The organism is Lacticaseibacillus sp. 30, from assembly GCF_053819265.1.
In genome coordinates, this window is the sequence record NZ_JBSOQX010000003.1 from 57,370 (window position 1) to 82,459 (window position 25,090).

Here is a 25,090-nt window from a genome sequence, read left to right on the forward strand (position 1 = left end):
TTTTGCAGTTTAGGAGGCGGCCATGCAGACAGTTGGGATGATTGCTGAATTTAATCCATTTCATACGGGTCATGCATATGCCTTGGCACAAGCGCGAAAGCTGGCACAAGCAGATGTTGTCGTTGTCGTGATGTCTGGTAACTATGTACAACGCGGGGAGCCGGCTATTTTTGATAAATGGGTTCGGGCACAGGCGGCTTTGCAGCATGGTGCAGACCTTGTCGTTGAGTTGCCGGTGACCGGAGCCGTTCAGGCCGCTGACCAGTTTGCTGAAGCCGGTGTGACCGCGTTGGCCGCCATGGGTGTCAACACTTTAGCCTTTGGTACTGAGCATCCTGAAGTTGCTTATGCAGATTTAGCTGAAAAACTGGCGACAGCAGCGTTAACTGGGGATGGATTTCGCGATTATACGCAGACATACGCCACGCAACTCAACGCTGTTTATGCAAAAGCGGCTGGGATCACCCAAACTGATCCTAATTTTATGCTGGGCTTGAGTTATGCCAAGGCTAATTTGGCGTTGAAGTGGCCGATGACATTGTTACCATTTGCGCGTCGTGGGATTGGTCATGATGAAGTGGGCATTCAAGCCAACATCGCCAGCGCCTCGACAGTGCGTGAGTATTTACGTGCTGATCAATCGGTTGAAGCCATTGTGCCTACTGAGCTTGTCGATTTTTATGCTAAGCAACAACAGTATAGCTGGGCACAATTTTTCCCGTGGTTGAAATATCGCCTGCAAACAGCCGAGCTCAATGAACTGCGGCTGGTCGCAACCATGGCAGAAGGGTTAGAGTATCGCTTCACCCAAAAAATTGATGACGCGCAAGACATGACTGCTTTTTTGAAGCAGGTAAAATCGAAACGCTATACCTATGCGCGGTTGCGACGGCTAGCGTTGGCCATTACTTTGAATATGACGGCTACGGCGGTTAATCAGGCACGGCAACACCCGCAGTTGCATGTTTTAGGGTTCACGCCAACTGGGCGGCAGTATCTCAATAGTGTCAAGCATGATCTTGACTGGCCCTTGCTCACAAAGGTCAGTGCTGATATGCTTGCACCGGATGGCGTCCTCGCGATGACCCATCGCGCGGATCGATTAATCACAACGATTGGTGGCGTTGAGCAGAACTATGGCCGACGACCACTGATGTGAAGAGCGCGAACTGGCGCGCTTAGTAACCGGAGCATAAGCGGCCTCAGGTGTGATGACCGAACTTTGGCCATAGCGCCTGAGGTCCTTATGTGCAGGTTTCTGCGCCTAGGAACGCGTTTAAAGGAGGTAAACCACATGTTGAAATGGACCGTTCAGGAGTTAATAAAACACGATCAGGAGCCGTTGCATTTTAGCACTACGTTAGATGTTAAAACGGATTTACAGGATCGCGATCCCGAGGTTCTCGACGTGAGTCCCATTCAGGTAAGCGGCGATATTGTCTATGATCGTGGTGACTTTTTGGTCAGTGTTAATCTAAAGGGTAATTTGGTTGTGCCGTCAACGCGCAGTTTGACGCCGGTCACACTGCCGCAAGATTTTACGTTCAGCGAAATTTATTTAACGGACGCTGGTCATGCTGACCAATATGAGGACGGCGAAATTCTTATGCCGCTCGAAGATGCTGAACTGGATCTGTTGCCAGCGATTGAGGACCATCTGTTGTTGAGCATTCCAATGCAGGTCCTGACACCAGAAGAAGTCGCAAGCGGTGATATGCCCTCAGGCGATGATTGGGAAGTTTTAGCAGAAGAGGATTTTGATAAAGCTGTTAAAAAAGAAAAACAGGCGGACAATCCCTTTACGAAATTAAAGGGAATGTTCCCTGATGACGATCAAGCGTGATCAGTAAGGTCTTCTGGCTCACGGTAAGGCGATTTGATCTATTGAAAAATGGCACCTTCGTAATTGTATTGCGAGGATGCCATTTTCTTTTGTAGTAGCGAAAACGATTTTTATGAGAAAGTCTTGTTGGGTTCATGACTCAAAAACAGTTGATGAGGGAGCGGGCTCAAAAAGTAAAGCCTCGCTGCGGTGAATATAAAAATGATTTCTGATAATCCGTTACTGAGAAACTTAGACAAATTGCACACTACAAAACTAGGGCGCATCCGGATTGAACACAATCTTTCACTTACTAATCGGGACGTCATTGCATTTTGCAAAGAGAAAATTCTGAATCCTGAAGCAATCATGAATCGAAAGGGTAAAAATTGGTACGTCAAGATTGATCACATCATCGTGACAATTAATGCTAACAGTTTCACCGTGATAACAGCTCACACAGAGGGATAGCATTTTAAAATAGTTGAAACAAAGCAAATTTTGTCTGTTTGCCTGAGGCGGCGTCTTCTTTTTCAAAGAAAATAAGCGAAGAAAAATTGACCGTTTCTAACCTAGCTGTTGACTGTTAAACCCAAGCCGTTTCTGCTAACATAAAAGGAGTAAATGACGAAATGAATGAGGAGGTCCATGTTAATGGATAAACCACAAATTGGTGTTGTCGGCATGGCAGTTATGGGCAAGAATCTTGCCCTGAATATTGAAAGCCGCGGCAATACCGTTGCTATCTTCAATCGCACTGGCAGCAAAACAAAGGCGGTTGTTGAAGAGCATCCGGATAAAAAGTTGGTACCAAGTTACAAAATTGAAGATTTTGTCGCATCACTTGAGAAACCACGCCGAATTATCATGATGGTTAAGGCTGGCGCTGGTACAGATGCTGTTATTAAGGAACTACTCCCGTTATTGGATAAAGGCGATGTGCTGATTGATGGCGGTAATACTTTCTTTGAAGATACCATGCGCCGCAGTGCTGAGCTCGACAAGTCAGGCATTAACTTTATCGGCATGGGTGTTTCCGGTGGCGAGTTAGGCGCTTTGCATGGCCCTTCATTGATGCCAGGCGGCCAAAAAGAAGCCTATGACCTGGTCGCACCAATTCTGGAAGCCATCGCCGCTAAGGCTGAAGACGGCGCACCTTGTGTCACGTATATCGGACCAAACGGAGCAGGACACTATGTCAAGATGGTGCATAATGGCATTGAATACGGCGATATGGAACTGATCGCTGAAAGCTACAACTTAATGCGCAATCTTCTTGGCCTTGATGTCAAAGAAATGGCTGATATTTTCAGTGAATGGAACAAAGGCGAACTGGATTCTTACCTGATTGACATCACTGCTGACATTTTGACTCGCAAGGATGATCTCGGCAGTGACAAACCGATTGTTGACATGATCCTTGATCGTGCCGGCAATAAAGGCACAGGCAAGTGGTCCTCCCAGTCAGCACTTGAATTAGGGGTACCGCAGAGTGTCATTACTGAATCAGTCTACGCTCGTTATATCAGTGCCATGAAACAAGAACGGGTTGAGGCCAGCAAGGTATTGCCGAAGCCGGTTGCCAATGTTTCTGTTGACAAAAAAGAAGCCATTGAAATGATCCGCAAGGCTCTGTACTTCAGTAAGCTCATGTCATATGCCCAAGGGTTCGAACAATTGCGCTTTGCTTCAGAGAAGTACGATTGGAAACTGCAATATGGGGACTTGGCCAAGATCTGGCGCGCTGGCTGCATCATCCGCGCTCGTTTCTTGCAAAACATCACTGACGCATATAACAAGAAGCTCGATTTGCAGAACTTATTGCTGGATGACTACTTCTTGAATATCGCCAAGAATTATCAGGAAAGTGTCCGCGACTTAGTTGGTGTTGCTGTCAAGGCTGGTGTACCAGTTCCAGGCTTCTCAGCCGCTATCAGTTATTACGATTCCTACCGTTCAGCCGTCTTGCCTGCTAACCTCACGCAGGCACAACGTGATTACTTCGGTGCGCACACTTACGAACGAACCGATCGCGACGGCATCTACCACTATTCATGGTATACCGAAGCTTAATAACTTCATATTTATAAAAATGAAGACCAATCTCACAAACATATTTATTGTTTGAAGGATTGGTCTTTTTATGAGAATTTACCAGTTTTGAAAAATGAGAAAGTCTCCGAACAAAGATTTCTTGTGTTTGTCGAGCCCCATCGTTGCGCGGCTGATAGTCAAAATGAGAAAACTGTGCTAAACTGTCGTAGCATATGTTTTTATGAGAAAAAACAAATGGATTCAGTCTGTGAGTGCGTCAGAGACGAATAAGTATAAGGAGACCATTGATGAGTAAAATATTAATTATTGAAGATGAAAAAAATTTAGCGCGGTTTGTCGAACTGGAATTAAAACACGAGGGCTATGAGACCGAAGTGCATTTTAACGGTCGAACCGGGTTGGAAGCGGCTTTGGCTGAGGACTGGGATGCCATCTTGCTTGACTTGATGTTGCCAGAATTAAACGGCCTTGAAGTTTGCCGGCGCGTTCGTCAGGTGAAGAATACACCGATCATTATGATGACCGCGCGGGATTCTGTCATTGATCGCGTCAGTGGCTTGGATCATGGCGCTGATGACTACATTGTGAAGCCATTTGCCATTGAAGAATTACTCGCTCGCTTGCGTGCTTTGTTGCGCCGAATCAGCATTGAAGGCGAAAACAACACTGCTAAGCAGACAACCATCAAATATCGTGATTTAGTGATTGAAAAAGAAAATCGCGTTGTTCGGCGCGGCGACGACATTATTGAATTAACCAAACGTGAGTACGAATTATTGCTGACGCTTATGGAAAATGTCAATGTTGTTTTGGCTCGTGACGTTTTGCTCTCAAAGGTTTGGGGTTACAACTCTGACGTGGAAACGAATGTTGTTGACGTCTATGTCCGTTATATTCGTAATAAAATCGATCGACCGGGTGAACCGAGTTATATTCAAACGGTTCGGGGAACCGGCTATGTTATGCGTTCGTAATGATTCCGAAGAAACAAACGCTTGAGCAAACTAGAAAAAGTCCCCGCATCTCGTTAAAGGTTAAATGGGCCTTAACAGTAGGTGTCGGGATTTTTGTGACCTTTGTGACCTTTTCAATGATCCTTTATGGCGCGATGCGGCAGATTTTAGTGAATCAGGAACGCCGAACCGTGACGGACACCCTTAACACCGTCGTCCAACGACTTTCCCCAGTCAGTGGTGACTTAACGATGGCGCAGGTCGTGCCGCGATTGGAAGGTGCAATGCCGAGTGGGCAAGCCTCTATTCCAGCGCCAAGTGAATCGCAAAATCGTATTTTCTCCGACTCCGTGATTCAAAAACTAGCGCAAGCGGATGTGAGCGTCTCTGTTTTTTCACCTGATCGGACAAACATTTTTCAATCGCGCGATACGCCGATTACATTAGGCAAGGTTCATGGCGTGGAAGTTCAAGAAGCCAACATTGATGATTTTCATGGCTTGGTCGGTACGGCACCGATTTATTCTGCAACTAGTTCGGATTTGATCGGCTATGTGCAGGTAACGGATAAACTGACGGCATTTCATGCGACCATGCATGAGATTACGTTACTCATTATGGGACTGTCATTTGCGGCTATTCTTATTTCTATTCTCATTGGCTATGCTTTGGCGACGCGCTTTCTCAAGCCGATTAAGCTTATTACGAATGCTATTGATGTTGTCAATGAGGAACCGCAGAGTACGGTTCGAATACCAGCCTTGAAGCGCAACGACGAGCTTGGCGATTTAGTGCTGGAATTTAATGGTATGTTGGATCGGATTCAACGCTACATTGATCAGCAAGGTGAGTTTGTTCAGGATGTTTCCCACGAATTACGCACCCCTGTGGCGATTCTCGAAGGGCATTTGCAGCTTTTAAATCGCTGGGGAAAAGATGATCCGGAAGTTTTGGCGGAATCTTTAACGGCCTCATTGCAAGAAGTGACTCGCATGAAGAGTCTGATTCAAGAAATGCTAGATCTTACTCGCGCTGATCAAGTGGATATCCAATTTCCAAATGCGGTTGTTGATGTGCACCAGACTGTGCAACAAGTCGTTGGTGATTTTCGGATGATTCATCCGGAATTCACGTTTACATTAGATGACGACTTGGAACAGAAAACGTTTGTGCGCATGTATCGCAATCATTTGGAACAGGTCATGATTATTTTATTGGACAATGCGGTCAAGTATTCCACTGATCGCAAGGAGATTCACGTATCAATGGCTGAAAACAGCGTTTCCGGTGTCGCCGTTGCGGTGCAAGACTTTGGTGAAGGTATTGCCGAAGCGGATCGTCGACGCGTCTTTAATCGTTTTTATCGAGTTGATAAGGCTCGTAGTCGTGAAAAAGGCGGCAACGGACTAGGTTTATCAATCGCGCAACAGTTAGTTGAGAGTTATCACGGTCAAATTGAAGTTGACTCCGCTTTAGGTCATGGATCCATTTTCCGAATTGATTTACCAACCATCACGGAAGCTAAAGCCCAAGCACTGGCTGCACAGGAAACCACTAAGCGCGCAGAAGCAGGCAAAACTGATACACATATCAAGAGTAATCTTTAATCGTTTTATACCTCAGACGAGCTATTTGTCTGAGGTTTTTTTGATTTCAAGCGCAGGGTGAGTTCATATGAGCGTGTCATCAAGCAACCCACACTGTATGAGGCGAACAAACAGGGGGACATCAAATACTTTTGGCTTCAGATCCTGTCGCGCACACAAATAGCCCTAATCGCAAGCTTTGCGATCAGGGCTATTCATAACTTGACGATTATTTCCGGGGACGCTGTTGTTTACCAGCGTTACGCCGACGTAATTTGCTATGATCAATGGCGTCGGGATCAGCAGGTTTGCTGCTACCTGTTGTACCAGCTGCACCAGTGGCACCAGCAGTTGCCGTATCCCAGTTATCAAAAGTATGTTCGTCAACAACGATAACCGGTGGATTTTCTTCCATTTCAGCATCCATTCGCTTCCGGATGTTCGGCGTAACAACATAGGTTACGATCGCTTGTTGGATAATTAGAATGATCCCGCCAGCACCGAAGTAGAGGCCTAATCCGGCGTTGTACATCATACAAAAGACAAATGTCATGATCGGATTCAGAAAGGCAGTTGTCTGCATGGCTTTACGCTGTTCTGGCGGTACGCCTTGCAGCATGATCAAGCTGACGACAATGTATGGCAAAGTTGCTAAAATCGTGACAATAAAATTGGAATGCCCCAACTGAATGCCAAAAAAAGTGGCTTCAGAAATTTCTGGGGAGTAAGCGATGGCTTGATACAAACCAGAGAAAATTGGCAGTTGAATCAGCATTGGTAGGCAGCCCATGGAAGGAATCATGCTTGTGCCATTGGCTGAGTATATTTTCCGCATGTAACCGTTCATTGCCATCTGCTGTTCAGGTGTCTTGGCGCGCTTAGTAGCCTCTTGAACGATCTTTAGTTGTGGCTGGATGATCTTCTGCTTCTCTTGATAAGCCGTCATCGTTCGTTGTTGCCGCAGCATCAGTGGCAGGACAATCAGACGAACTAGCAGGGTGATCACGATGATGGCGATCCCATAACTGCTGGCAGTGCCAACCAGACTGGCGATCCACTCCATCAAATGTTGCAGTGGCAGCCCGATCACTTTATAAAAAGTGCCAAAAAACGGATCCGTCGGCGGCTTCATGGTTGTGCCTTTTTTAGTGGTTTGCGCGCATGCTGCTAAAATCAACGGCAGCAAGCTCACCAACCCAAGTGTGACAAATTTTTTTGACTTGTGCATGAATGTTTTCCCTTCAAAATGTAATCGGGTTTAACTATACTGTATGGACTGGTTGGATTCAACCGGTAACTTGAAAACCGCGGAAGTTTGGCACGTCTTCAAGCGGCTGTTCTTCGTAGGTCGACACGTTTGCGTATGGGTTTGGACCGGCCTTAACCTTCGCCACAAATTTGGCAAGGTTTAACGGTTCACCTGCAGCCTGAATAAAGACAGAGCCATCAGACCGATTCTCAATCGTGCCGCTAATATCAAGATTGTCGGCGATCATCTTCGTGGCCCAGCGGAAACCGACGCCTTGCACCCGTCCGCGGACGACGATTTGTTTAGCAAGTTTGACCAAAAAGACACTTCCTTTCTTAATTGGAGATGCTGTCAAGCAGCATTTGCTCATCTTAACTTTCTCCACAGTCCATACTAGTGTAGCATAAGGCTTATAGTAGAAACGACAACAGACTTAAGTTGGATTTTGTCTTGCAAGAAGAAAACCCGCCAAACGGCATCAAGCAAACAAAGTACCATTTAAAAATAAGGAGAACTTCATGGAATATATTTCATCACCTAAGAATGACAGAATCAAAACAGCCAAGAAACTCACGGTTAAAAAACATCAAAAGGATGCTGGCCGCTACTTATTAGAAGGCCGTCACTTGGTCCAAGAGGCACTTGCCAGTGGCCAGACCCCTTATGATATTTATGCGACCGAAAAGTATGTTGAAGATCGTGCGCTCAAGCCATTTTATGACAAAATCACACAGATTTCTGAATCCGTTTCTGAGCATTTAAGCGACACTCAGACCCCGCAAGGCATTTTTGCTGTGATGCCGCGCCGCGCAGAACAATTGCCAGAGCCATTGAGTGGTCAGTTCTTATTGTTGGATGCGATTCAGGACCCGGGTAACGTTGGGACCTTGGTGCGAACTGCAGATGCAGCTGGGATTCAAACGGTGGTCTTCGGTAACGGGACAGCGGATGCGTTCGGTCCAAAAGTATTACGTGCGATGCAAGGCAGTCAATTCCATGTGCGCATTGTCTCCGCTAAATTAATGCCAATTATCAAAGCCTTACACCGTGGCGGCATCCCAGTTTATGGCTCAGAATTAAATGAAAAAGCTAAAAGTTATCATAGCATTCAACCGAGCGAACGATTTGCCTTAATTGTGGGCAATGAAGGCAATGGCATGGATCCAGTTTTGTTACAAAATACCGATACGAACCTTTACATTCCGATCCGGGGCAAAGCTGAATCATTGAATGTGGCGGTTGCTGCAGCAGTCATGATGTTTCATTTAGTCGGGGATTAAGAATCCCTTACAAACGTGACCTTTCTGGTTAGAACCTGTTATACTATAAGTGTGTTCATCAAACCACAAAAGGAGCAGATGTCTTGAGCAAAAAACGCGATTGGCAATCGGATGCTGAGTACGTTGGGTATGTGGCGGATCTTTTAGCCAAACCCGAAGTCCAGCGACTGGCAGAACACCCGCAACATCATTATTCTAACCGATTGGAACACTCGATCAGTGTTTCTTACCAGAGTTATCTGATTGGGAAACGGCTGCACTTGAATGTTCGTGCGATCGCCCGGGCAGGCTTGTTGCACGACCTGTTTTACTACGATTGGCGTAAAACCAAGTTTGACTTGGGGACTCATGCCTTCATCCATCCACGGATTGCTTTGCGGAATGCTGAAAAGCTGACTGAATTGTCACCGATGGAAAAAGACATTATCGTCAAACACATGTGGGGCGCAACGGTTGGCTTACCAAAGTATAAGGAAAGTTTCGTTGTTTCACTTGTCGATGATTATGCCGCCATGGATGAAGTCGTTGTACCATGGATGCACAAGCTCCGGCATCCGATCCACACTCACTTAAAGGCTTTAAATTAGGATCGCAAAGTTTTAGCAGCTATTTGGCTGTGAAGGACGATTGGAACCACGGATGAATGCCGTGGTTCTTTTTCTGGAAAGTTTTGCCATATTTTTCAACGTTTCTCGAGGACTGGCTTGTAATATTTTCACATTGTGGTATTCTAGCACTATATAAATGTAAGTGAATGGGAATTATGAGGTGAGTAGAGTGGATGCAACAGTAACCAGTACAGCCGATTGTCAAAGCCAGCAGGTCGCTCTTTGTCCAAAATTTCAACATACGTTTGAGATCTTAGGAAAGAAATGGAACGGACTGATTTTGGAAGTTTTATTAAACAACGGCAATTCCCGTTTTAAGGACATTGCGCAATTAATCCCGCGGTGTTCCGATCGGGTCTTGGTCGAACGCTTAAAGGAACTCGAAGGCGAAGGCCTTGTGGATCGCTTGACCCACAAAGACTCAGCTTTGATTGAATACGCGTTAACTGACAAAGGCCGCGGCCTCAATTCAGTTATGGCCGCTGCACACGCATGGGGCGATGCATGGGTCACAGATGCTGAATGCCACGCTAACGAGAAGTAGGGATTCAGCATAATCCAAACGTATCAAATGCAGACGAATGGTTTTCCAAATGCGGAAAATTATTCGTCTTTCGTTTCTCATAGACAATTTGATACAGGATTTCAAAATTCCAGTGCTAAGGCGGAGCAATCGTAGGCCAGATGGGGCTCAGCCGTGCAAACAACACAGCGACCGGTCTTGTCGCTGATGTTGTTAGGCGACTTCGAGACCGCGGGCTTTGCGGGCTCGAAGCGCCGTCACAGCGTTCCAGCCCCGTCTGGCCGGAGATTGCGGAGTTTGGCACGGCCGAGGTTAGGGACTGCATCGTCTAGTTCCTTTCAAAGCTTACTCGGAGTCTAGCAAACGACAAGTCATAGGGAGCGTGATGACACCACATTTTTTATTAACTAGCGCGAATCGCCACTTGACGTTGGCGCTGAATTTGCTAAGCTTAGTTTATCTAAAAAGACGTAAAAACGATGACGAAAGCCCAAACAGGCTGACGAGATAGGGAATGACGTTCATACGACTGCAAGACGTCTATCGCCAAAATGTTTGTCTTCACTTTCTGAGTTGACTTTTGAAGTGGCAACACTTAGAAAGCTCCGGCCTAGCCGTTACCTTGTTGAGTGCATGGTTATTTCGTGACCATGAACAAGGGTGGTACCGCGATGCTTCGTCCCTTTTTCGAGAGGGACTTTTTTTATGCCTTCAAATGCATCAGAAAGTTGTATCAACCCTCACGTCAGCAACCAAGGAGGAAGAACATGGATCTTCAAACCAAACTTGAACAATTGTTCCAACAAAACAACGACACCATTAAAAAGGTTAAGTCGTTAGATGAATTAAATCAGATTCGCGTCCAATTATTGGGCAAGAAGGGCCCGTTTACCGGTGTTTTGCGCGGCATGAAAGATTTGTCCGCTGAAGAACGGCCAAAAGTCGGCGCGTTCGCCAACAAAATTCGCGACGATCTCAGTGCAGTGATTGAAGCCCGCAAAGCCCAGCTCGAACAGGCGGTGATCAATGCGAAATTAGCATCAGAGACCGTTGATGTGACCTTGCCTGGTGATCCGGTTGAGGCTGGCACACCACATATTATCACGCAGATTATGGACGATCTTGAAGGCTTTTTTATGGGCATGGGTTACCAAGTTTTGACCGGTCCAGAAGTTGAAGAAGATCACTATAACTTTGAGATGATGAACATCCCTAAGGATCATCCTGCTCGTGATATGCAAGAGACTTTTTACATTACCAATGAGTTACTCATGCGCTCGCAGACAAGTCCAATGCAGGCGCGGACAATGGAAAAGCACGACTTTACCAAAGGACCGCTGAAAATGATTAGCCCTGGGGTGGTTTATCGACGTGATGACGACGATGCTACTCATAGCCATCAGTTTCACCAGATGGAAGGACTCGTCATTGACAAGCATATAACCATGGCTGATCTAAAGGGAACCTTGTTGGCCATGTGCCAACACGTTTTTGGTAAAGATCGGACAATTCGCTTGCGGCCAAGTTATTTTCCATTTACGGAGCCATCCGTTGAAGTTGATGTTTCCTGTTTTCGTTGCGGCGGTAAAGGTTGCCCGGTTTGCAAATATACCGGTTGGATTGAAGTGTTAGGTGCCGGCATGGTGCATCCCAATGTGCTACGGGCAGCGAACATTGATGCTGACGTATACGGCGGTTTTGCTTTTGGCCTTGGTCCTGATCGGTTCGCGATGCTGAAATACGGGATTGACGACATTCGCAGTTTCTACACAGACGACTTGCGCTTCTTAACGCAATTCAGCCAGGAGGGTTAAGATGGACGTCTCATATGAATGGTTAAAAGAATTAGTTGACGTGCCGGTTTCACCAGAAGAACTGGCCGATAAAGTGTCACGAACAGGGATTGAAGTTGATGGCGTGAAGCATCCAGACGCCGGCTTGAAAAAGATTGTCGTCGGTAAAGTGGTAAGTGCTACGCCACATCCGAACGCTGATCATTTACATCTTTGTCAAGTTGACGTCGGTGAAGAAACGCCGCGCCAAATTGTCTGCGGCGCGCCAAATGTTGCTGCCGGTCAAACTGTCATTGTGGCGCTGCCAGGCGCGCGCATTGCGGATAACGTTAAAATTAAAAAAGGCAAAATGCGCGGTGAAGAAAGCCTTGGCATGATTTGTGCCTTACAGGAAATTGGTTTTAGTGAAAACGTCGTGCCGAAACCATATTTGAATGGTATCTATGTCTTTAACGAGCCATTAGAGCCCGGCAGTGATGCCTTAGCTGCGTTAGGCATGCATGACGCCATTTTGGACTTTGAGATCACGCCTAATCGCGCTGATGCACTTGGCATGCGGGGCGTAGCTTGGGAAGTTGGCGCTACTTATGCAGAAAAGCCCCATTTTGAAGAAAAGCTATTAACTGAAGGTGATCGTCCGGTCGGCGACTTTTTGAGTGCCGAGGTCAAGGATGCCAAAGACGCTCCGAGTTATCAACTGCGGGTCATTGATCATGTGAAGGTTCAAGAAAGTCCTTTGTGGTTGCAAAAACGCCTGTGGTTAGCAGGTATCCGTCCAATTAATAATATTGTTGATGTGACCAATCTTATTATGCTGGCTTATGGGCAACCGCTGCACGCTTTTGACTATGCCAAGTTAGGCAGCCAGCAGATTGTGGTGCGGCGCGCTAAAAATGGCGAACCTTTGACCACGCTGGATGGCAATGAACATGAATTAGATGATCAAGATATTGTGATTACGAATGGGCAGGTACCAGTTGCTTTGGCTGGCGTCATGGGCGGCCTGAACTCTGAAATTACGCCAGAAACGACTACCGTTGTGATTGAGTCTGCTAGTTTTAATCCAGTCAATGTCCGTAAAACAGCCCTTAAGTACAATTTACGGTCTGAAGCCTCTTCCCGATTTGAAAAAGGGACGAACTTGGCTGATATCAATCGTGCTTTAGATGCTGCAGTTGCTTGGATGGCTGAATTAAGCGAGGGCCAGGTTGCAAAGGGAACGGTTAGCCCGACTTCAGTTTCTGCAGAAGATGTTGTCGTCGATATTTCGCTTGATCATATCAACCATGTTTTAGGTACCGATTTGACGGAGCAACAAGTGACGCAGATTTTTGAACAACTCGGTTTTGATGTGACCGAATCTGATGGCTTGTTTGCCGTCGCTGTACCGCCGCGCCGGTGGGATATTCATATCAAAGCGGATTTGGTGGAAGAAGTTGCGCGAATCTATGGGTTTGACAATTTGCCAAGTACGTTACCAACGACAACCATGACTATTGGCGAGTACACCTCGCAACAAAAACGGATCCGACGTACACGTCATCTATTAGAAGGATTGGGCCTGACCCAAGTCATCACCTATGCGTTGACAACTGCCGAGGCTGCCGAGCAATTCAAGCTGCAACCTGGGGTCCCAACCAAAGTCGATTCACCGATGACGACCGATCATGCTGTTTTGCGGATGAACATGATTAGTGGTTTGCTAAATGTCATCAAGTATAATCAAGCGCGGAAGGAAACCGATGTTGCGATTTATGAACAAGGTCGGATCTTTACCAAAACAGGCGATCAGGTGCGGCCAACCGAAATTGAATATTTGGGTGGTGCCATCACTGGCAATGTTGTCGCAAAAGATTGGCATCAATCTGCGAAAGCCGTTGATTTCTTTTACGCTAAGGGCATTGTGACACATTTGCTGGATGATTATTCGCTGGCCAATCCGATTCGCTTTGAAGCAACGCAAGCTGTTGCTGAACTCCATCCTGGTCAGGCCGCAAACATTTTTGTCGGCGATCAACTTGTTGGCATTTTGGGGCGCTTGCATCCTGCCTTTGAACATGCAGAGCACCTGCCAGCCACCTTTGTTTTTGAATTAGATTTGGATGCGCTATTTGCCGCACCGCGACAGGAAAAAATCGCGCAACCCGCACCGAAGTTCCCGGCAGTAACCCGTGATATTGCTTTGCAAGTTGACGAGCAAGTAACGAACGATCAAGTCATGGCTATTTTCCATGAACACGGCGGTGCCTTCTTGCAGGATGTGACGTTGTTTGATGTTTATGCAGGCGATCACATTGCCGCGGGTCAGAAGAGTTTGGCGTATACGCTAACTTATCGTCGAGACGATCAGACGTTGACTGAAGACGAAGTGACGCAGGCGTTTGATAAAGTGAAGGCGGCGTTACAGACAGGAATCGGGGCTGCCATTCGCTAGATGCAGTCGCATTTTTGTCGCTGGTTGGGTATAATATTTGCTGATTCAGATTTATTGTTCAGAATAGTTAAGTAGAGCGGGACTAGGTACGTTTGGAAACCGTCACATAGGCAGCCTTGGGCACGATGGCCGGTACTTTGGCCATTGTGGACGAGGTCCTTAAGTGCAGATTTCTGTGCCAGTGACCGTGTTAACCTTAGAGGAGGCAACATTTTTGGATAGACGGTCATCAGATCGACAAGACAAGCGGCGCCAGCGTTCTAGTGAAAAGAAAGTAGCCAACAAGATCGTTGCTTGGGTTATTGGGATTGTATTGGCGGTCCTAGTGATCGTTGGTTTGATGGGCTACCGCTATGTCCGTTCAGCGCTTGAGCCGGTTGATCCAAATGGCAAGACGTCGATTAGTGTGACGGTGCCAGCGGGTTCGTCAACGAAACAGATTGCCGCGCAGCTGGAAGCCAAACATGTCATTAAGAGCGCCACTGTTTTTAGTTACTATGTGAAATTCCACAATATCGCCGACTTTCAGGCGGGCCAGTACAAGTTGACACAACGCGCCAATATGAGCACGGTGATTCAAGCCTTGCGCGCGGGTGGCAGTGCCACCACTGCTGCGGGCCAATTGCTAGTTAAAGAAGGCACAACGATCGAACAAATCGCGACGTCGATGGATAAGTTAACGAAAAGCAACAAAAATCTGACCGGAAAGAAATTTCTGGCATTGATGAAAGATCAAACCTTCTTTAATCAATTGGCTAAGAAATATCCGCAATTGCTGAGTTCAGCGGCCAATGCAAAAGGAGTTCGCTATCGATTGGAAGGCTATCTTTTCCCTGCGACTTATAACGTTGGCGCTGGTGAAACAGTCAAGGACCTTGTGGATGCGATGGTTGCCAAGACAGACAGTGTGATGCAAAGTTACTACAAGAGCATTAAGAAGCAGCAATACACCGTTCAAGAAGTCATGACGCTTGCATCGTTAGTTGAGCGTGAAGGGGTCACCCAAGATGATCGTCGCAAAATAGCTGGTGTCTTCTTGAACCGAATTGATGCGGGGATGCCACTACAATCGGATATCTCTGTTATGTATGCATTGAACACGCATAAAACGCATCTGACTAACAAGGATACTAGCGTTGATTCACCGTACAACTTATACGTCCACACCGGCTATGGACCGGGACCGTTTGACTCGCCAAGTGAGCAAAGTATCACAGCGGTTCTCAGCCCTGATGCACGTGACAAGGACTACTTGTACTTTGTTGCTAACCTTAAAACTGGTGAAGTACTTTACGCGACAACACGGGAACAACATGATGCCAATACGGCTAAGTTTGCCAGCGATAATGCAGCGGCAGATAAGTAACCTAATTGGACTTTGGCCGCATAAGGACCTTGGTCATTGTGACCAGGGTCCTTATGCGGTTGTTTCTGGGCTGAAGGATGAGTTTTGAGGAGGGCTTCAAGGTGCAGCAGAAAAAACCGATTGTGATTGGCGTGACAGGTGGTTCTGCCAGCGGCAAGACGAGTGTGAGTCGAGCGATTTTTGATCATTTTTCGGGGCACTCATTGCTTTTATTAGCGCAAGATGCTTATTACAAGAAAAGTGACATGCCGTTTTCAGAACGAAAAAAGATTAACTATGACCATCCTCTGGCATTTGATACACCATTGTTAAAGGATCACTTAAATCGGTTGATCCATCGGCAAGCTGTCGATCAACCGGTGTATGATTACACGATTCATAATCGCTCTGACCGAACCGTTCATCTGGCGCCAAAAGATGTGATTATTCTTGAAGGTATTCTGATTCTTGATGACGCAGAATTACGCGACATGATGGATATTAAGGTGTTTGTCGATACTGATGATGATATTCGGGTCATCCGCCGCATCAAGCGGGACATGGTATCGCGTGGGCGTTCACTGGATTCGATTATTAATCAATATTTAAAAACGGTAAAACCGATGTATCATCAGTTTGTCGAACCATCGAAGCGTTATGCTGACTTGATTGTGCCTGAAGGTGGCCAAAATCAAGTCGCCATTGATTTACTGGTTACTAAGATCAAAGCCATTCTGGCCGAACGCGGTTTGCAAGAGTAATCATTGACAAATGCGGCTGGTCTTAATACAGTGACTAAGGAAAATAAGAAGTGAGGTAAGAATTTTATGGCAGACAAAAGCTATCCAATGACAGCGGAAGGCAAAAAGAAACTCGAAGACGAGTTGGAGGAACTGAAGACAAAGAAGCGTCCAGAAGTTATCGACCGGATCAAGGTTGCTCGCGGTTTTGGTGATCTTTCAGAGAACTCTGAATATGAAGCAGCTAAGGATGAACAATCCACCTTGGAAAATCGGATCGTGACCATTCAAACAATGCTTCGTTACGCTGAAATTATTGATTCAAAAGCGGTTGCTAAGAACGAAGTATCACTTGGTAAGAAAGTCACGTTTGAAGAAGACGGTGATGAAGAAACATATGAAATCGTCGGCGCTGCTGAGGCAGACGCCTTCAACGGTAAAATTAGCAACGAAAGCCCGATCGCTCAAGGTCTGATTGGCCGTAAAGTGGGCGATAAGGTCACGATCAGTACCCCTGGTGGTGAGATGAAGATCAAGATCACCAAAGTTGAAGGCTGATCAGCACATAACGCTTTGTCAACTTGCGCCAAAAGCAATCAACGGCAAATGTCTTTTCCGGTCATCAAGGAGAAGACGTTTGTCGTTTTTTGTGGCTTTAAAAAAGTGAAACGGCGACTGAGCCACATCTTGGGTTGCAAATTCAGCCTTACGCCCTAAGTCAAAGGCAACGAAATTCGTTATAATTAATTGAAATGAATCGACATCGAGTCAATGTATACGCTAAAAAGTAGACAAGGAGGGATCGTCGTGCGCCGCTGGCAATTATTTTTAGGCATCGAGTTAGCTTTAACCCTGTGGCTGTTTTTCCAGATCATCACGAATCCTATGGCACTGACAACGATCCTAGTGGGCGTGTTTTTTCTTTTCCTCGGTGCGCGATGGCATCGGTTGCGCTCGTTCAATGTGGCTTTTGGCGGGATTTTGTTAGTCTTGGGAATTTTTATCAATCCGGCCATTTGGCTCATTCTAATGATCGCGGGTGTGTTCATAATCATGGTCGTTACGAAACCAGGTATGGGGTTTTCGGCTTGGGATCGCAAACAGTATGTAGCGCCAGTGACTCAGGAGCCCAGTGAAAAAGCCGGTAAGCGCACGATTAACTCGTGGACTGATCGGCATACGATTTCGCCAACCTATGATTGGGATGACATCAATATGGTTGTGCCAGCTGGCGATACCATTATTGATTTAGGGGATACGTTTCTACCTAAAGGCGATAGTATGATCATGATTCGCAAAGGTTTTGGCAAAACGCGAATTCTGGTGCCGATTGGCGTTGGTGTTGCGGTTGAACACGCTGCCTTTTATGGTACCTTGCATTTTGAAAATAAAGATTCGATGCTGCATAGCCAAAGTGTCACGGCATATTCAAAGGACTATGATGATGCACCGCGCCGCATTCACATCATTACGAGTGTGGGTGTCGGCGATTTGGAGGTGCTGGCTGTATGAGAAGACGGATGCTGGTTGGCTTTTTTATGGCATTACTGGTCTGGGCGCTTTTGGTCGAGGCCTGTTTGGTTTTCATGCTAGCTAAAGTAACCGAACATGATTTTTTGCAGGTGTTATTGACCACCGTCCTGTCCGCGCCGGTTTTGGTTTATCTGGTAATCGGCGCTTTGTTGATCAGTACCGGTGCGACGGTTATTGTCATGTGGCGGCAGCGAGTCATGCACAGTCAGTTGGACAGCCGATTGGCACAATTAAACGCTGGACAATATCAGGCACCTATTTTTAGTCGCTCGCAGCAGGCAGTCGGCGCTTTGGGTAAACAACCGGCAGCCTTGCTTGAAGAGTTGCGGCAAAAAATGATACGCTTACAACGTGAGATTGAACGGTATAGCAACACGCCGGTTCGATTTTCCGGTGAAACAAAAGAAGCCATTTTAACCGGTGAACGGCATCGGCTTGCTCGTGAACTGCACGACTCTGTCTCACAACAGTTATTTGCTGCGATGATGATGTTATCTGCACTGCGTAGTGTGGCTAATCGTGACCCTGCGCAGGCTGACCTGAGCAAACAACTGGATACGATCCAAAAGGTGATCAATGAAGCACAGGCGGAAATGCGCGCATTGCTGCTGCATTTGCGGCCGACTAATCTTGAAGGCAAATCTTTGAAACAAGGGATTATTCAATTGTTGAAAGAATTGCAAACCAAGATTACAATCGAGATCACGTGGCAGTTGGATGATATTAAATTGAATCCAGCGGCCGAAGATAATCTTTTTAGAATTGTTCAAGAACTTTTAAGTAACACGTTACGACACGCCAAGGCATCGAGCCTTGAAGTTTATCTGAAACAGCTGCAGGATATGGTGGTGTTGCGGATGGTCGACGACGGTGTCGGATTTGATGCGAAACAAGCCAGCAGTAATGGTAATTATGGGCTTGCAAATATCAAGGAACGTGCCGCGGCCATGGGCGGAACTGCGAAAGTGGTGAGCGTGGTCGGACAGGGAACCAGTGTTGAAGTCAGGGTGCCATTATCAAAGGATGTTGCGCATGATTAAAGTATTGATTGTTGATGATCACGAAATGGTTCGGTTGGGGTTGGCAACTTACATAGGGGTTCAACCTGATTTGGAAGTGGTTGATCAGGCCGAAAACGGTCAAGAGGGTGTCGATATGGCACTTAAAGATCGGCCTGATATTATTTTGATGGATCTCGTGATGCCGGTGAAAGACGGGATCACGGCAACCAAGGAGATTCTGAAGGCATGGCCGCAAGCACGAATTATTATTTTGACGAGTTTTATTGATGATGCCAAGGTGTATCCAGCCATGGAGGCGGGGGCGGCCAGTTACATTCTCAAGACAGCCACAGCCGAGGAAATTGCCAAGGCGATTCGGCAAACAGCTAAAGGTGAGCGAGTTTTGGAGCCGCAAGTCACGACTAAAATGATGAATCGCATGAATCATCCGCAACCACAGTATGATGAGTTAACGAATCGTGAACGTGAGGTATTGCAATTGATCGCGCAAGGTAAGTCGAATCAAGAAATTGCGACAGAACTTTTTATCACGCTAAAAACCGTTAAGACGCATGTGTCCAACATTTTGGCGAAACTGGATGTGGAGGACCGAACGCAGGCAGCTATTTATGCACTTAAACATGGACTCGTAAAAAATGATCAAGGAGATGATGGGGTTGCAACTCGCGATCACTGATGAAGCAAGTCGTTGGTTTCACCGTGAATTAAGTTTGCCAGACAAGGGTGCTGGTATCCGTTTTTTTGGGAAGGCATATGGTAAGACTCAGGTTCATGATGGCTTTAGTGTTGGCATGACGCGTGATGATCATCCTGACCAGCCAATCATGGCAGTAGAAAAAGACGGCGTCACTTATTTTGTTGATCCAACCGATGCATGGTTCTTTGAAAATCTTGCCATGACAGTGGACTATGATGCGCACTTGGATGAGCCGAAGTATGAATTTAAAGAAGAATAAGCGTGCTTTCGGCAAGCTTTAATGCCCAGCGCGTCTTTTATGGGCATTAGGCATGCTTGAAAAAGTTTGTGGACAAGTCTGAATTAGCGCATTTAAAAAGCCAGTATACCTGCGTTTTTGATTGTAACGGCCAATCAATTGGCTACGATCAAAGACGTGCGGATACTGGCTTTTGGGTTGCAATGGTCGGTCAAATAACTTCGGATATCTCACCGTCGCGAAACAAGGTGTCGCGAGAAGCACCGCTTATCAACGACATACCAACAAGCCGTTAAGCATAGGCCAGTCACCGTTATCACAGCACCCCACCCTAATAATGGCGGGACGTAACGCATGGTAATCACGTGTTGCCCAGGTTTTAGCGGCATGGCCATGAAAATGCCTAAACTTTTTTTGACGGTGACAGGTCGATTGTCAACTTTCACGTGCCAACCAGAGGCGGTTGGGATCGTGGTTTGCAGCATTTGGTGGTCGTGCAAAATGTTGATCGTCGCTTCAACGGTGGTAGCCGTGTGTTGTATCACATGCCAAGATCCTGTTTGCAGTTTTTTAAGATCGTGGATAACTTGCTTGGCGTCAGCTTGATATAAGCTAAAATTTTCAAACCAGGCGTCTTTTTTATTCAGGCGAAACCGCAAAACTTGTTCAGCTTTAGGACTACGGGGGGTGACATTGACCGTAATGGTATCGTTAAAACTATCTGGCAAGGTGACAGTTTGCCCATTTTGATTGAGTGTCACTAAATGGTCAGCAAACTGGCTGCCGAGGGTTAACACATAGATTTTACCTGGTATTGGCTTAAATCGATAAGTGACATCGTGGGGACCCTGACCAACCTTAGCATAAGTGGGTGCGCTGCCAGTTGAGACTCGGCGCACACCGGTGAGTTGCGGTGCCTCTAATGCTGTTGGCGTAAAATAAGGATTGCCCGACTTGCCGAGGGCTGATTGCAGGATTAAGGACTGATTGGCAAGCGGGGTTTCACTATAGAGTGGTTGTTTGAGCAAATCAGTATCGGCGACAAAGCCTAGATTTTGGGCAAAAGGTGATCCCAAGATTTGCCAAGTAGGCGTCGTTTTGATCCGCCGATACCACTTTAGATCTGGTCGTTGACCGGCATCTGGCAGTTTTTTTGCCGCCCGTTTGGTTGGCGTCAGATAATATTTCATGCCTAGTAGACTGTCCGTAATTAAAGTGCCATTTGTGTAGGCCACCGAACCATCGTCTTCAGGTTGTCCTAACTGACCGAAGAATTTGGGGACAGCCGGCTCTAACATGGAGTTAAATTGGTCTGCGCCGAGATAATTGGCCGTCATGGGGTCATTACGGGTACGAATGGTGGTTTTTCCAACTCGAAACAAGCCGGGATCATGTTGCTGGATGGTCTGTGTCCCGCGAATCAAGGCGGCGGTATAATCGTGGTAATCACTGTGATTCAAATAGGCTAGTTGATTAAGCGTCAGGATTAAACTGCCACTTAAGTCAATTAACACGATCGCAAAACCGAACCAGACTGGCCGGCGATTGTCCAAACTAAACCAGACAAAAGCCAGCAGCAGACAGCCTGCGCCAAAAAGCAAGTGGCCCACGGTCAGAAAGCTGAAGTGTTTGAGGTTGGCAGCGACATCAATGTAAATAGCGCCGAACACAAGCAGCAGAACGCCTAACCATTGCAAAGGAATGCCAATTTGTAAATGCGGCAGGACAGCGATACCCAGACTCAAAAACCAGAAGCACAATACAAATGTAAACCGGTATGGATACCAAACCGGAAACTGAAAGCCGTGCCACAGTAAGTCAAGCGGCTCTAGCATGCACGATAGGATTAACACAATTGTCACGCCAGCCGCTGCCAATTTTTGGCGCCAAGGATGACTTTTGGATAGGAAAAAGAGGACAACCAGTACAAATCCTAAAGCACCAATGTAATAGTTGGGATAACCGGATGGCATTTGGTCAAAGTTAAAACTGCCTGGCAGCATTTTACTCAAAAACCTTGTTGGCGCATATTCAAAGCGCCAGCGTATCGTCGCCACGGTGTAAGTGCCTTTTGACTGGGACAGTTGAAACCAGGTGGGCAATAGCACAACCGCACTGATCATCCCAGCTAACCCGCTGGCGCCGACAAACCGCAGTCCGGATCGCCAAAAATGCTGCCATGTGGAGGTGTGGGCAATGAGCCAGTAAATGGCATACAAGATTAAAAACAAGGCGATCATATAGCCAGTATAAAAATTAATGATGAGAGCCGCGGCGAGCCAGCCAATATAGGCCATAACGCGGCCGCCTTTGAATAGTATTTCAACGCTGTCAATAATGAGCGGCAGCAGCATTGCAGCATCCAGCCACATCAAATTAAAGCTGTTGGCCAACAGCCAGCCACTCAAAGCATAGGCTAACCCAAACGCCGGAATCATCATGCCGTGGATGGCGTGACGTTTAGCGTACCAACCCATGGTGAAGCCGATGGTGCTGATTTTCAACACCGTGATTAAGAAGGCAGCGACATCCAGCATATCTGCTGGAAACAACACAACTAGCCAGTTGAATGGGCTAAGCAAATAGTAGGCAAAGACCCCGTACATGTCACCGCCAAGTGCTTTATTGAAGGCATAAAAAAGTTGGCCAGGATGGCCGAGCAAGGTTTGCCGCAAGTAAGCGAAGAAATCGATATATTGCTGTCCCAGATCCACTGTCAACACACTGCTTGATCCAAATGGAAAGGTGCCACGGATTGCAAAATAAAGGCCGACGAGCAGTCCCGGTAAAAGAAAACTGAGGATCAGCGGATAATTTTTCAACCAACGTTGTCGCACAAGTGTCCACCAACTTCTAAAATAAGATTAATTCCGGCATTTTAGGTGTCGTCTTCCGTATTTCAAGCATATCATAAGACACGTGTCATGGCGTTTTGACTGGTTCTTTGCTACACTTTATAAGATAGAAATTCTGAAGGAGCAATTTTAGGTGAAGTACATTCGTACACCGCAACCCAAACGGAACAAGAGTCAAATTCCGTTTCGCTTAAATTTATTATTTTTCATTGCGTTTCTCCTGCTGGCAGCCTTAGTTGCACAGCTGGCTTATTTGCAGATTTTAAATGGCCCGCGGTTGGCTGCTGAAGTCGATCGCACCAACAAAACAGTGGTCACCGGCAATGTGCCTCGTGGGCTTATTTTTGATAGCAAGGGCCGTGCTCTAGTGACGAATAAGGCGAATAATGCCATCACTTACACTAAGAGTGTTGGGGCTAAATCGCAGCAGATGTATGACATTGCTAATCAGCTTGCCAAGCTTATTGACAAGCCTGAAGACAATCTTACCAAGCGCGATTATATTGACTACTATTTGGCACCAACGAAAGTTTCAAAACAGATTGTTTCCAAACTGCCAAAGAAAATTCAAGATCTGCCGACAGACAAAGCTGACGAATTGTACAAGTATGAGGTCGCTTACGTGCGTCAACACATGCCAACCTTTACGGCGACTCAAAAAGAAGCAGCCGGCCTTTACAAAATTATGAATGGCGCCACTCAGCTATCGACTGTCTACCTTAAGAATCAGGACGTGACGGCACATGAAGTCGCGGTTGTCGGTGAGCGCTTGACGCAGATGCCTGGGGTGAACCTTGGGACTGACTGGGAGCGATCTTATCCGAACGGTGACTCTATGACGTCAATCATTGGACAAGTTTCCAACGAAAAGTCAGGGTTGCCAGCTGACCAACTACAGGCATATTTGGCAAATGGCTATGCTCGGAATGACCGGGTCGGCACCAGTTACCTTGAAAAGGCATATGAAAATGTTCTGAAGGGTTCCAAGAGTCAAACGCAGGTTGAAATCGGGAATAACAACCAGATTATTCAATCTGTTTCCAAGTTCAAGGGGCAACAAGGCGCCAATTTGAATCTGACGATCGATTCGGATTATCAGAAGAAAGTCGAAAAGTCTTTGAGTGACACCTTCAGTTCGATTCGATCTGCTGGTGCGGGCAGCTTGTCAGACGGTGCTTACGCGGTTGCGATGGATCCAAATACGGGTCGTATCCTCGCCATGGCGGGTCAGCATCAGGATGTTCAGACACATAAGGTTGAAGATGATGCACTTGGCGTTATCAACCGCGCATTTGTTGTTGGGTCAGCGGTTAAGGGTGCCACGGTGCTAGGCGCCTTGCAAGACGGCGTGATTACCGTCAATTCTAATACTCAAGCTGATACACCGATTTACTTGCCTGGTACACCAGTCAAGAAATCTGTTTACCCGGTCGGTACCTTCAGTTCATTGGATGCAGCCTCTGCGCTGGAAGTTTCCAGTAACATTTACATGATGTGGCTGGCCATGAAAGAAGGCCACTATGCATACTCGCCAAATAATTATCTGAAATTGAATTCGGATATTTTTAGCAAAATGCGCGGCTACTTTAACCAATTCGGATTAGGTCTCAAAACCGGGATTGACTTGCCCGGTGAGATTGCAGGGTTAGAAGGCAATACGCATGATTCATCAGGCAATTTGCTTGTCGGTTCGGCGTTGGATTTGTCTTACGGGAACTATGATAACTACACCCTTATTCAGATGCTGCAGTATATCAGCGCCATTGCCAACAACGGTTATCGGATGAAACCATTCCTAGTGAACAGTATTAGCCAAACACTGAGCGATGGCAGTAGCGGTCCGGTGTTAACCTCAACTCAGCCTTCCGTTACTTCAAAAATCGACAATACGCAAGATCAGATTAACCTAGTTAAGCAAGGAATGTGGCAGGTTGTGCATGGCACAAACGGTTGGACTACAGCGACTTCGCTGAATACTTTGAATCCGGGCGTTGCCGGGAAAACCGGGACTGCTCAAGGGTTTGCTCGTGAGTCCAAAGATTCAGCGCTCACTGAAACCATCACGGAAAGTTTCGTTGGGTATGCACCAGCGAAGGATCCAAAGATTGCGATTGCAGTGATTATCCCGAATCTGAAGGCTGAAACCACCACGCCTTATCAACTGCAGATTGCCAAAGAAATGTTTACTGACTTCTATCAGATGAACAACATCAAAGAAGATAAGGATTATTCGATTCATCAGAAGACAGTTAACGGCTGATCGTGTTGGCAGCGTGTGCAAAAAATGCTAAACTACTACAAGAACATGGCCGCCAAGTGTTTGGCCAACGCTTCTGACGGTGCGAAAAACAACAGGC

Annotated in this window: 22 protein-coding genes; 19 read left to right on the forward strand and 3 right to left on the reverse strand. The window is 46.6% G+C overall.

Features of this window, described 5'->3' with window-relative positions; all coding sequences use genetic code 11:
* Positions 1–22 precede the first annotated feature (22 nt).
* The 6 genes from ACWPAB_RS02925 (at position 23) to ACWPAB_RS02950 (ending at position 6,437) form a co-directional block, all read left to right on the forward strand.
* Entirely contained in the window at positions 23–1,159 is a 1,137-nt protein-coding gene (locus ACWPAB_RS02925; protein ID WP_003584673.1) for a nucleotidyltransferase, read from the forward strand.
* Between the two features lie 135 nt (positions 1,160–1,294).
* The gene (locus ACWPAB_RS02930; protein ID WP_003588063.1) at positions 1,295–1,843 is read left to right on the forward strand and encodes a YceD family protein; all 549 of its coding nucleotides are present in this window, start codon (positions 1,295–1,297) and stop codon (positions 1,841–1,843) included.
* A 201-nt stretch (positions 1,844–2,044) separates the two neighbouring features.
* The gene (locus ACWPAB_RS02935; protein ID WP_003584668.1) at positions 2,045–2,293 is read left to right on the forward strand and encodes a DUF3781 domain-containing protein; all 249 of its coding nucleotides are present in this window, start codon (positions 2,045–2,047) and stop codon (positions 2,291–2,293) included.
* A 183-nt stretch (positions 2,294–2,476) separates the two neighbouring features.
* Positions 2,477–3,895, forward strand: a complete 1,419-nt coding sequence (gene gndA / locus ACWPAB_RS02940; protein ID WP_016381990.1) for an NADP-dependent phosphogluconate dehydrogenase — start codon at positions 2,477–2,479, stop codon at positions 3,893–3,895.
* Between the two features lie 269 nt (positions 3,896–4,164).
* Positions 4,165–4,851 (forward strand): response regulator transcription factor, encoded by a 687-nt coding sequence (locus tag ACWPAB_RS02945; protein WP_003565833.1) that lies wholly within the window; start codon positions 4,165–4,167, stop codon positions 4,849–4,851.
* The gene (locus tag ACWPAB_RS02950; protein WP_003575392.1) at positions 4,851–6,437 is read left to right on the forward strand and encodes a HAMP domain-containing sensor histidine kinase; all 1,587 of its coding nucleotides are present in this window, start codon (positions 4,851–4,853) and stop codon (positions 6,435–6,437) included. The genes ACWPAB_RS02945 and ACWPAB_RS02950 overlap by 1 nt, the downstream gene beginning before the upstream one ends.
* Positions 6,438–6,645: 208 nt before the next feature.
* Here ACWPAB_RS02950 and yidC read toward each other — a convergent pair whose 3' ends face one another.
* Together yidC and ACWPAB_RS02960 are read right to left on the reverse strand one after the other, a co-directional pair.
* Positions 6,646–7,644 carry a membrane protein insertase YidC gene (yidC, locus tag ACWPAB_RS02955; RefSeq protein ID WP_003588061.1) on the reverse strand — a complete coding sequence of 333 codons (999 nt, stop codon included), beginning with the start codon at positions 7,642–7,644 and terminating at the stop codon, positions 6,646–6,648.
* 58 nt (positions 7,645–7,702) lie between these two features.
* Positions 7,703–7,984, reverse strand: a complete 282-nt coding sequence (locus ACWPAB_RS02960; protein ID WP_003564577.1) for an acylphosphatase — start codon at positions 7,982–7,984, stop codon at positions 7,703–7,705.
* Positions 7,985–8,183: 199 nt separating this feature from the next.
* Here ACWPAB_RS02960 and ACWPAB_RS02965 point away from each other — a divergent pair, with 199 nt between their 5' ends.
* The 12 genes from ACWPAB_RS02965 (at position 8,184) to ACWPAB_RS03020 (ending at position 19,899) form a co-directional block, all read left to right on the forward strand.
* Entirely contained in the window at positions 8,184–8,945 is a 762-nt protein-coding gene (locus ACWPAB_RS02965; RefSeq protein WP_003564581.1) for a TrmH family RNA methyltransferase, read from the forward strand.
* 83 nt (positions 8,946–9,028) lie between these two features.
* A complete protein-coding gene (locus ACWPAB_RS02970; RefSeq protein WP_003564583.1) occupies positions 9,029–9,532 on the forward strand; it encodes an HD domain-containing protein in 504 nt (167 codons plus the stop codon).
* Positions 9,533–9,722: 190 nt separating this feature from the next.
* Positions 9,723–10,097 carry a winged helix-turn-helix transcriptional regulator gene (locus ACWPAB_RS02975; protein WP_003564585.1) on the forward strand — a complete coding sequence of 125 codons (375 nt, stop codon included), beginning with the start codon at positions 9,723–9,725 and terminating at the stop codon, positions 10,095–10,097.
* Between the two features lie 746 nt (positions 10,098–10,843).
* Positions 10,844–11,890 (forward strand): phenylalanine--tRNA ligase subunit alpha, encoded by a 1,047-nt coding sequence (gene pheS, locus ACWPAB_RS02980; RefSeq protein WP_016380546.1) that lies wholly within the window; start codon positions 10,844–10,846, stop codon positions 11,888–11,890.
* Between the two features lies 1 nt (position 11,891).
* Positions 11,892–14,303 carry a phenylalanine--tRNA ligase subunit beta gene (gene pheT, locus ACWPAB_RS02985; RefSeq protein WP_003584660.1) on the forward strand — a complete coding sequence of 804 codons (2,412 nt, stop codon included), beginning with the start codon at positions 11,892–11,894 and terminating at the stop codon, positions 14,301–14,303.
* 214 nt (positions 14,304–14,517) lie between these two features.
* Positions 14,518–15,669: an endolytic transglycosylase MltG gene (gene mltG, locus ACWPAB_RS02990; RefSeq protein ID WP_003564593.1), complete on the forward strand. Its 1,152-nt coding sequence runs from the start codon at positions 14,518–14,520 to the stop codon at positions 15,667–15,669.
* 101 nt (positions 15,670–15,770) lie between these two features.
* The gene (udk, locus tag ACWPAB_RS02995) at positions 15,771–16,409 is read left to right on the forward strand and encodes a uridine kinase (RefSeq protein WP_003575382.1); all 639 of its coding nucleotides are present in this window, start codon (positions 15,771–15,773) and stop codon (positions 16,407–16,409) included.
* A 66-nt stretch (positions 16,410–16,475) separates the two neighbouring features.
* Positions 16,476–16,946 (forward strand): transcription elongation factor GreA, encoded by a 471-nt coding sequence (gene greA / locus ACWPAB_RS03000; protein ID WP_003564597.1) that lies wholly within the window; start codon positions 16,476–16,478, stop codon positions 16,944–16,946.
* A gap of 249 nt (positions 16,947–17,195) precedes the next feature.
* The gene (gene liaF, locus ACWPAB_RS03005) at positions 17,196–17,900 is read left to right on the forward strand and encodes a cell wall-active antibiotics response protein LiaF (protein WP_016381004.1); all 705 of its coding nucleotides are present in this window, start codon (positions 17,196–17,198) and stop codon (positions 17,898–17,900) included.
* Positions 17,897–18,961 (forward strand): sensor histidine kinase, encoded by a 1,065-nt coding sequence (locus ACWPAB_RS03010; protein ID WP_003584658.1) that lies wholly within the window; start codon positions 17,897–17,899, stop codon positions 18,959–18,961. The genes liaF and ACWPAB_RS03010 overlap by 4 nt, the downstream gene beginning before the upstream one ends.
* The gene (locus ACWPAB_RS03015) at positions 18,954–19,619 is read left to right on the forward strand and encodes a response regulator (protein WP_003564604.1); all 666 of its coding nucleotides are present in this window, start codon (positions 18,954–18,956) and stop codon (positions 19,617–19,619) included. Before ACWPAB_RS03010 ends, ACWPAB_RS03015 begins: the two co-directional genes overlap by 8 nt.
* Complete coding sequence (locus ACWPAB_RS03020; RefSeq protein WP_003564606.1) at positions 19,600–19,899, forward strand: HesB/YadR/YfhF family protein; 300 nt, start codon at positions 19,600–19,602, stop codon at positions 19,897–19,899. Before ACWPAB_RS03015 ends, ACWPAB_RS03020 begins: the two co-directional genes overlap by 20 nt.
* Before the next feature lie 209 nt (positions 19,900–20,108).
* On the opposite strand, the gene ACWPAB_RS03025 is transcribed toward ACWPAB_RS03020, so the two are convergent.
* Positions 20,109–22,715, reverse strand: coding sequence for a YfhO family protein (locus ACWPAB_RS03025; RefSeq protein ID WP_003588052.1), 2,607 nt, complete (start codon positions 22,713–22,715; stop codon positions 20,109–20,111).
* A 151-nt stretch (positions 22,716–22,866) separates the two neighbouring features.
* Between ACWPAB_RS03025 and ACWPAB_RS03030 the strand changes: the two genes are divergently transcribed.
* The gene (locus ACWPAB_RS03030) at positions 22,867–24,993 is read left to right on the forward strand and encodes a peptidoglycan D,D-transpeptidase FtsI family protein (protein WP_003564611.1); all 2,127 of its coding nucleotides are present in this window, start codon (positions 22,867–22,869) and stop codon (positions 24,991–24,993) included.
* The last annotated feature ends 97 nt before the right edge of the window (positions 24,994–25,090 follow it).

Coding starts and splice junctions, on each gene's coding strand:
- ACWPAB_RS03015 (WP_003564604.1), top strand. CDS start 18,954: ATGATTAAAGTATTGATTGTTGATGATCACGAAATGGTTCGGTTGGGG.
- ACWPAB_RS02935 (WP_003584668.1), top strand. CDS start 2,045: ATGATTTCTGATAATCCGTTACTGAGAAACTTAGACAAATTGCACACT.
- greA (WP_003564597.1), top strand. CDS start 16,476: ATGGCAGACAAAAGCTATCCAATGACAGCGGAAGGCAAAAAGAAACTC.
- ACWPAB_RS02965 (WP_003564581.1), top strand. CDS start 8,184: ATGGAATATATTTCATCACCTAAGAATGACAGAATCAAAACAGCCAAG.
- pheS (WP_016380546.1), top strand. CDS start 10,844: ATGGATCTTCAAACCAAACTTGAACAATTGTTCCAACAAAACAACGAC.
- yidC (WP_003588061.1), bottom strand. CDS start 7,644: ATGCACAAGTCAAAAAAATTTGTCACACTTGGGTTGGTGAGCTTGCTG.
- ACWPAB_RS02945 (WP_003565833.1), top strand. CDS start 4,165: ATGAGTAAAATATTAATTATTGAAGATGAAAAAAATTTAGCGCGGTTT.
- ACWPAB_RS02930 (WP_003588063.1), top strand. CDS start 1,295: ATGTTGAAATGGACCGTTCAGGAGTTAATAAAACACGATCAGGAGCCG.
- ACWPAB_RS03010 (WP_003584658.1), top strand. CDS start 17,897: ATGAGAAGACGGATGCTGGTTGGCTTTTTTATGGCATTACTGGTCTGG.
- pheT (WP_003584660.1), top strand. CDS start 11,892: ATGGACGTCTCATATGAATGGTTAAAAGAATTAGTTGACGTGCCGGTT.
- ACWPAB_RS02950 (WP_003575392.1), top strand. CDS start 4,851: ATGATTCCGAAGAAACAAACGCTTGAGCAAACTAGAAAAAGTCCCCGC.
- ACWPAB_RS02925 (WP_003584673.1), top strand. CDS start 23: ATGCAGACAGTTGGGATGATTGCTGAATTTAATCCATTTCATACGGGT.
- gndA (WP_016381990.1), top strand. CDS start 2,477: ATGGATAAACCACAAATTGGTGTTGTCGGCATGGCAGTTATGGGCAAG.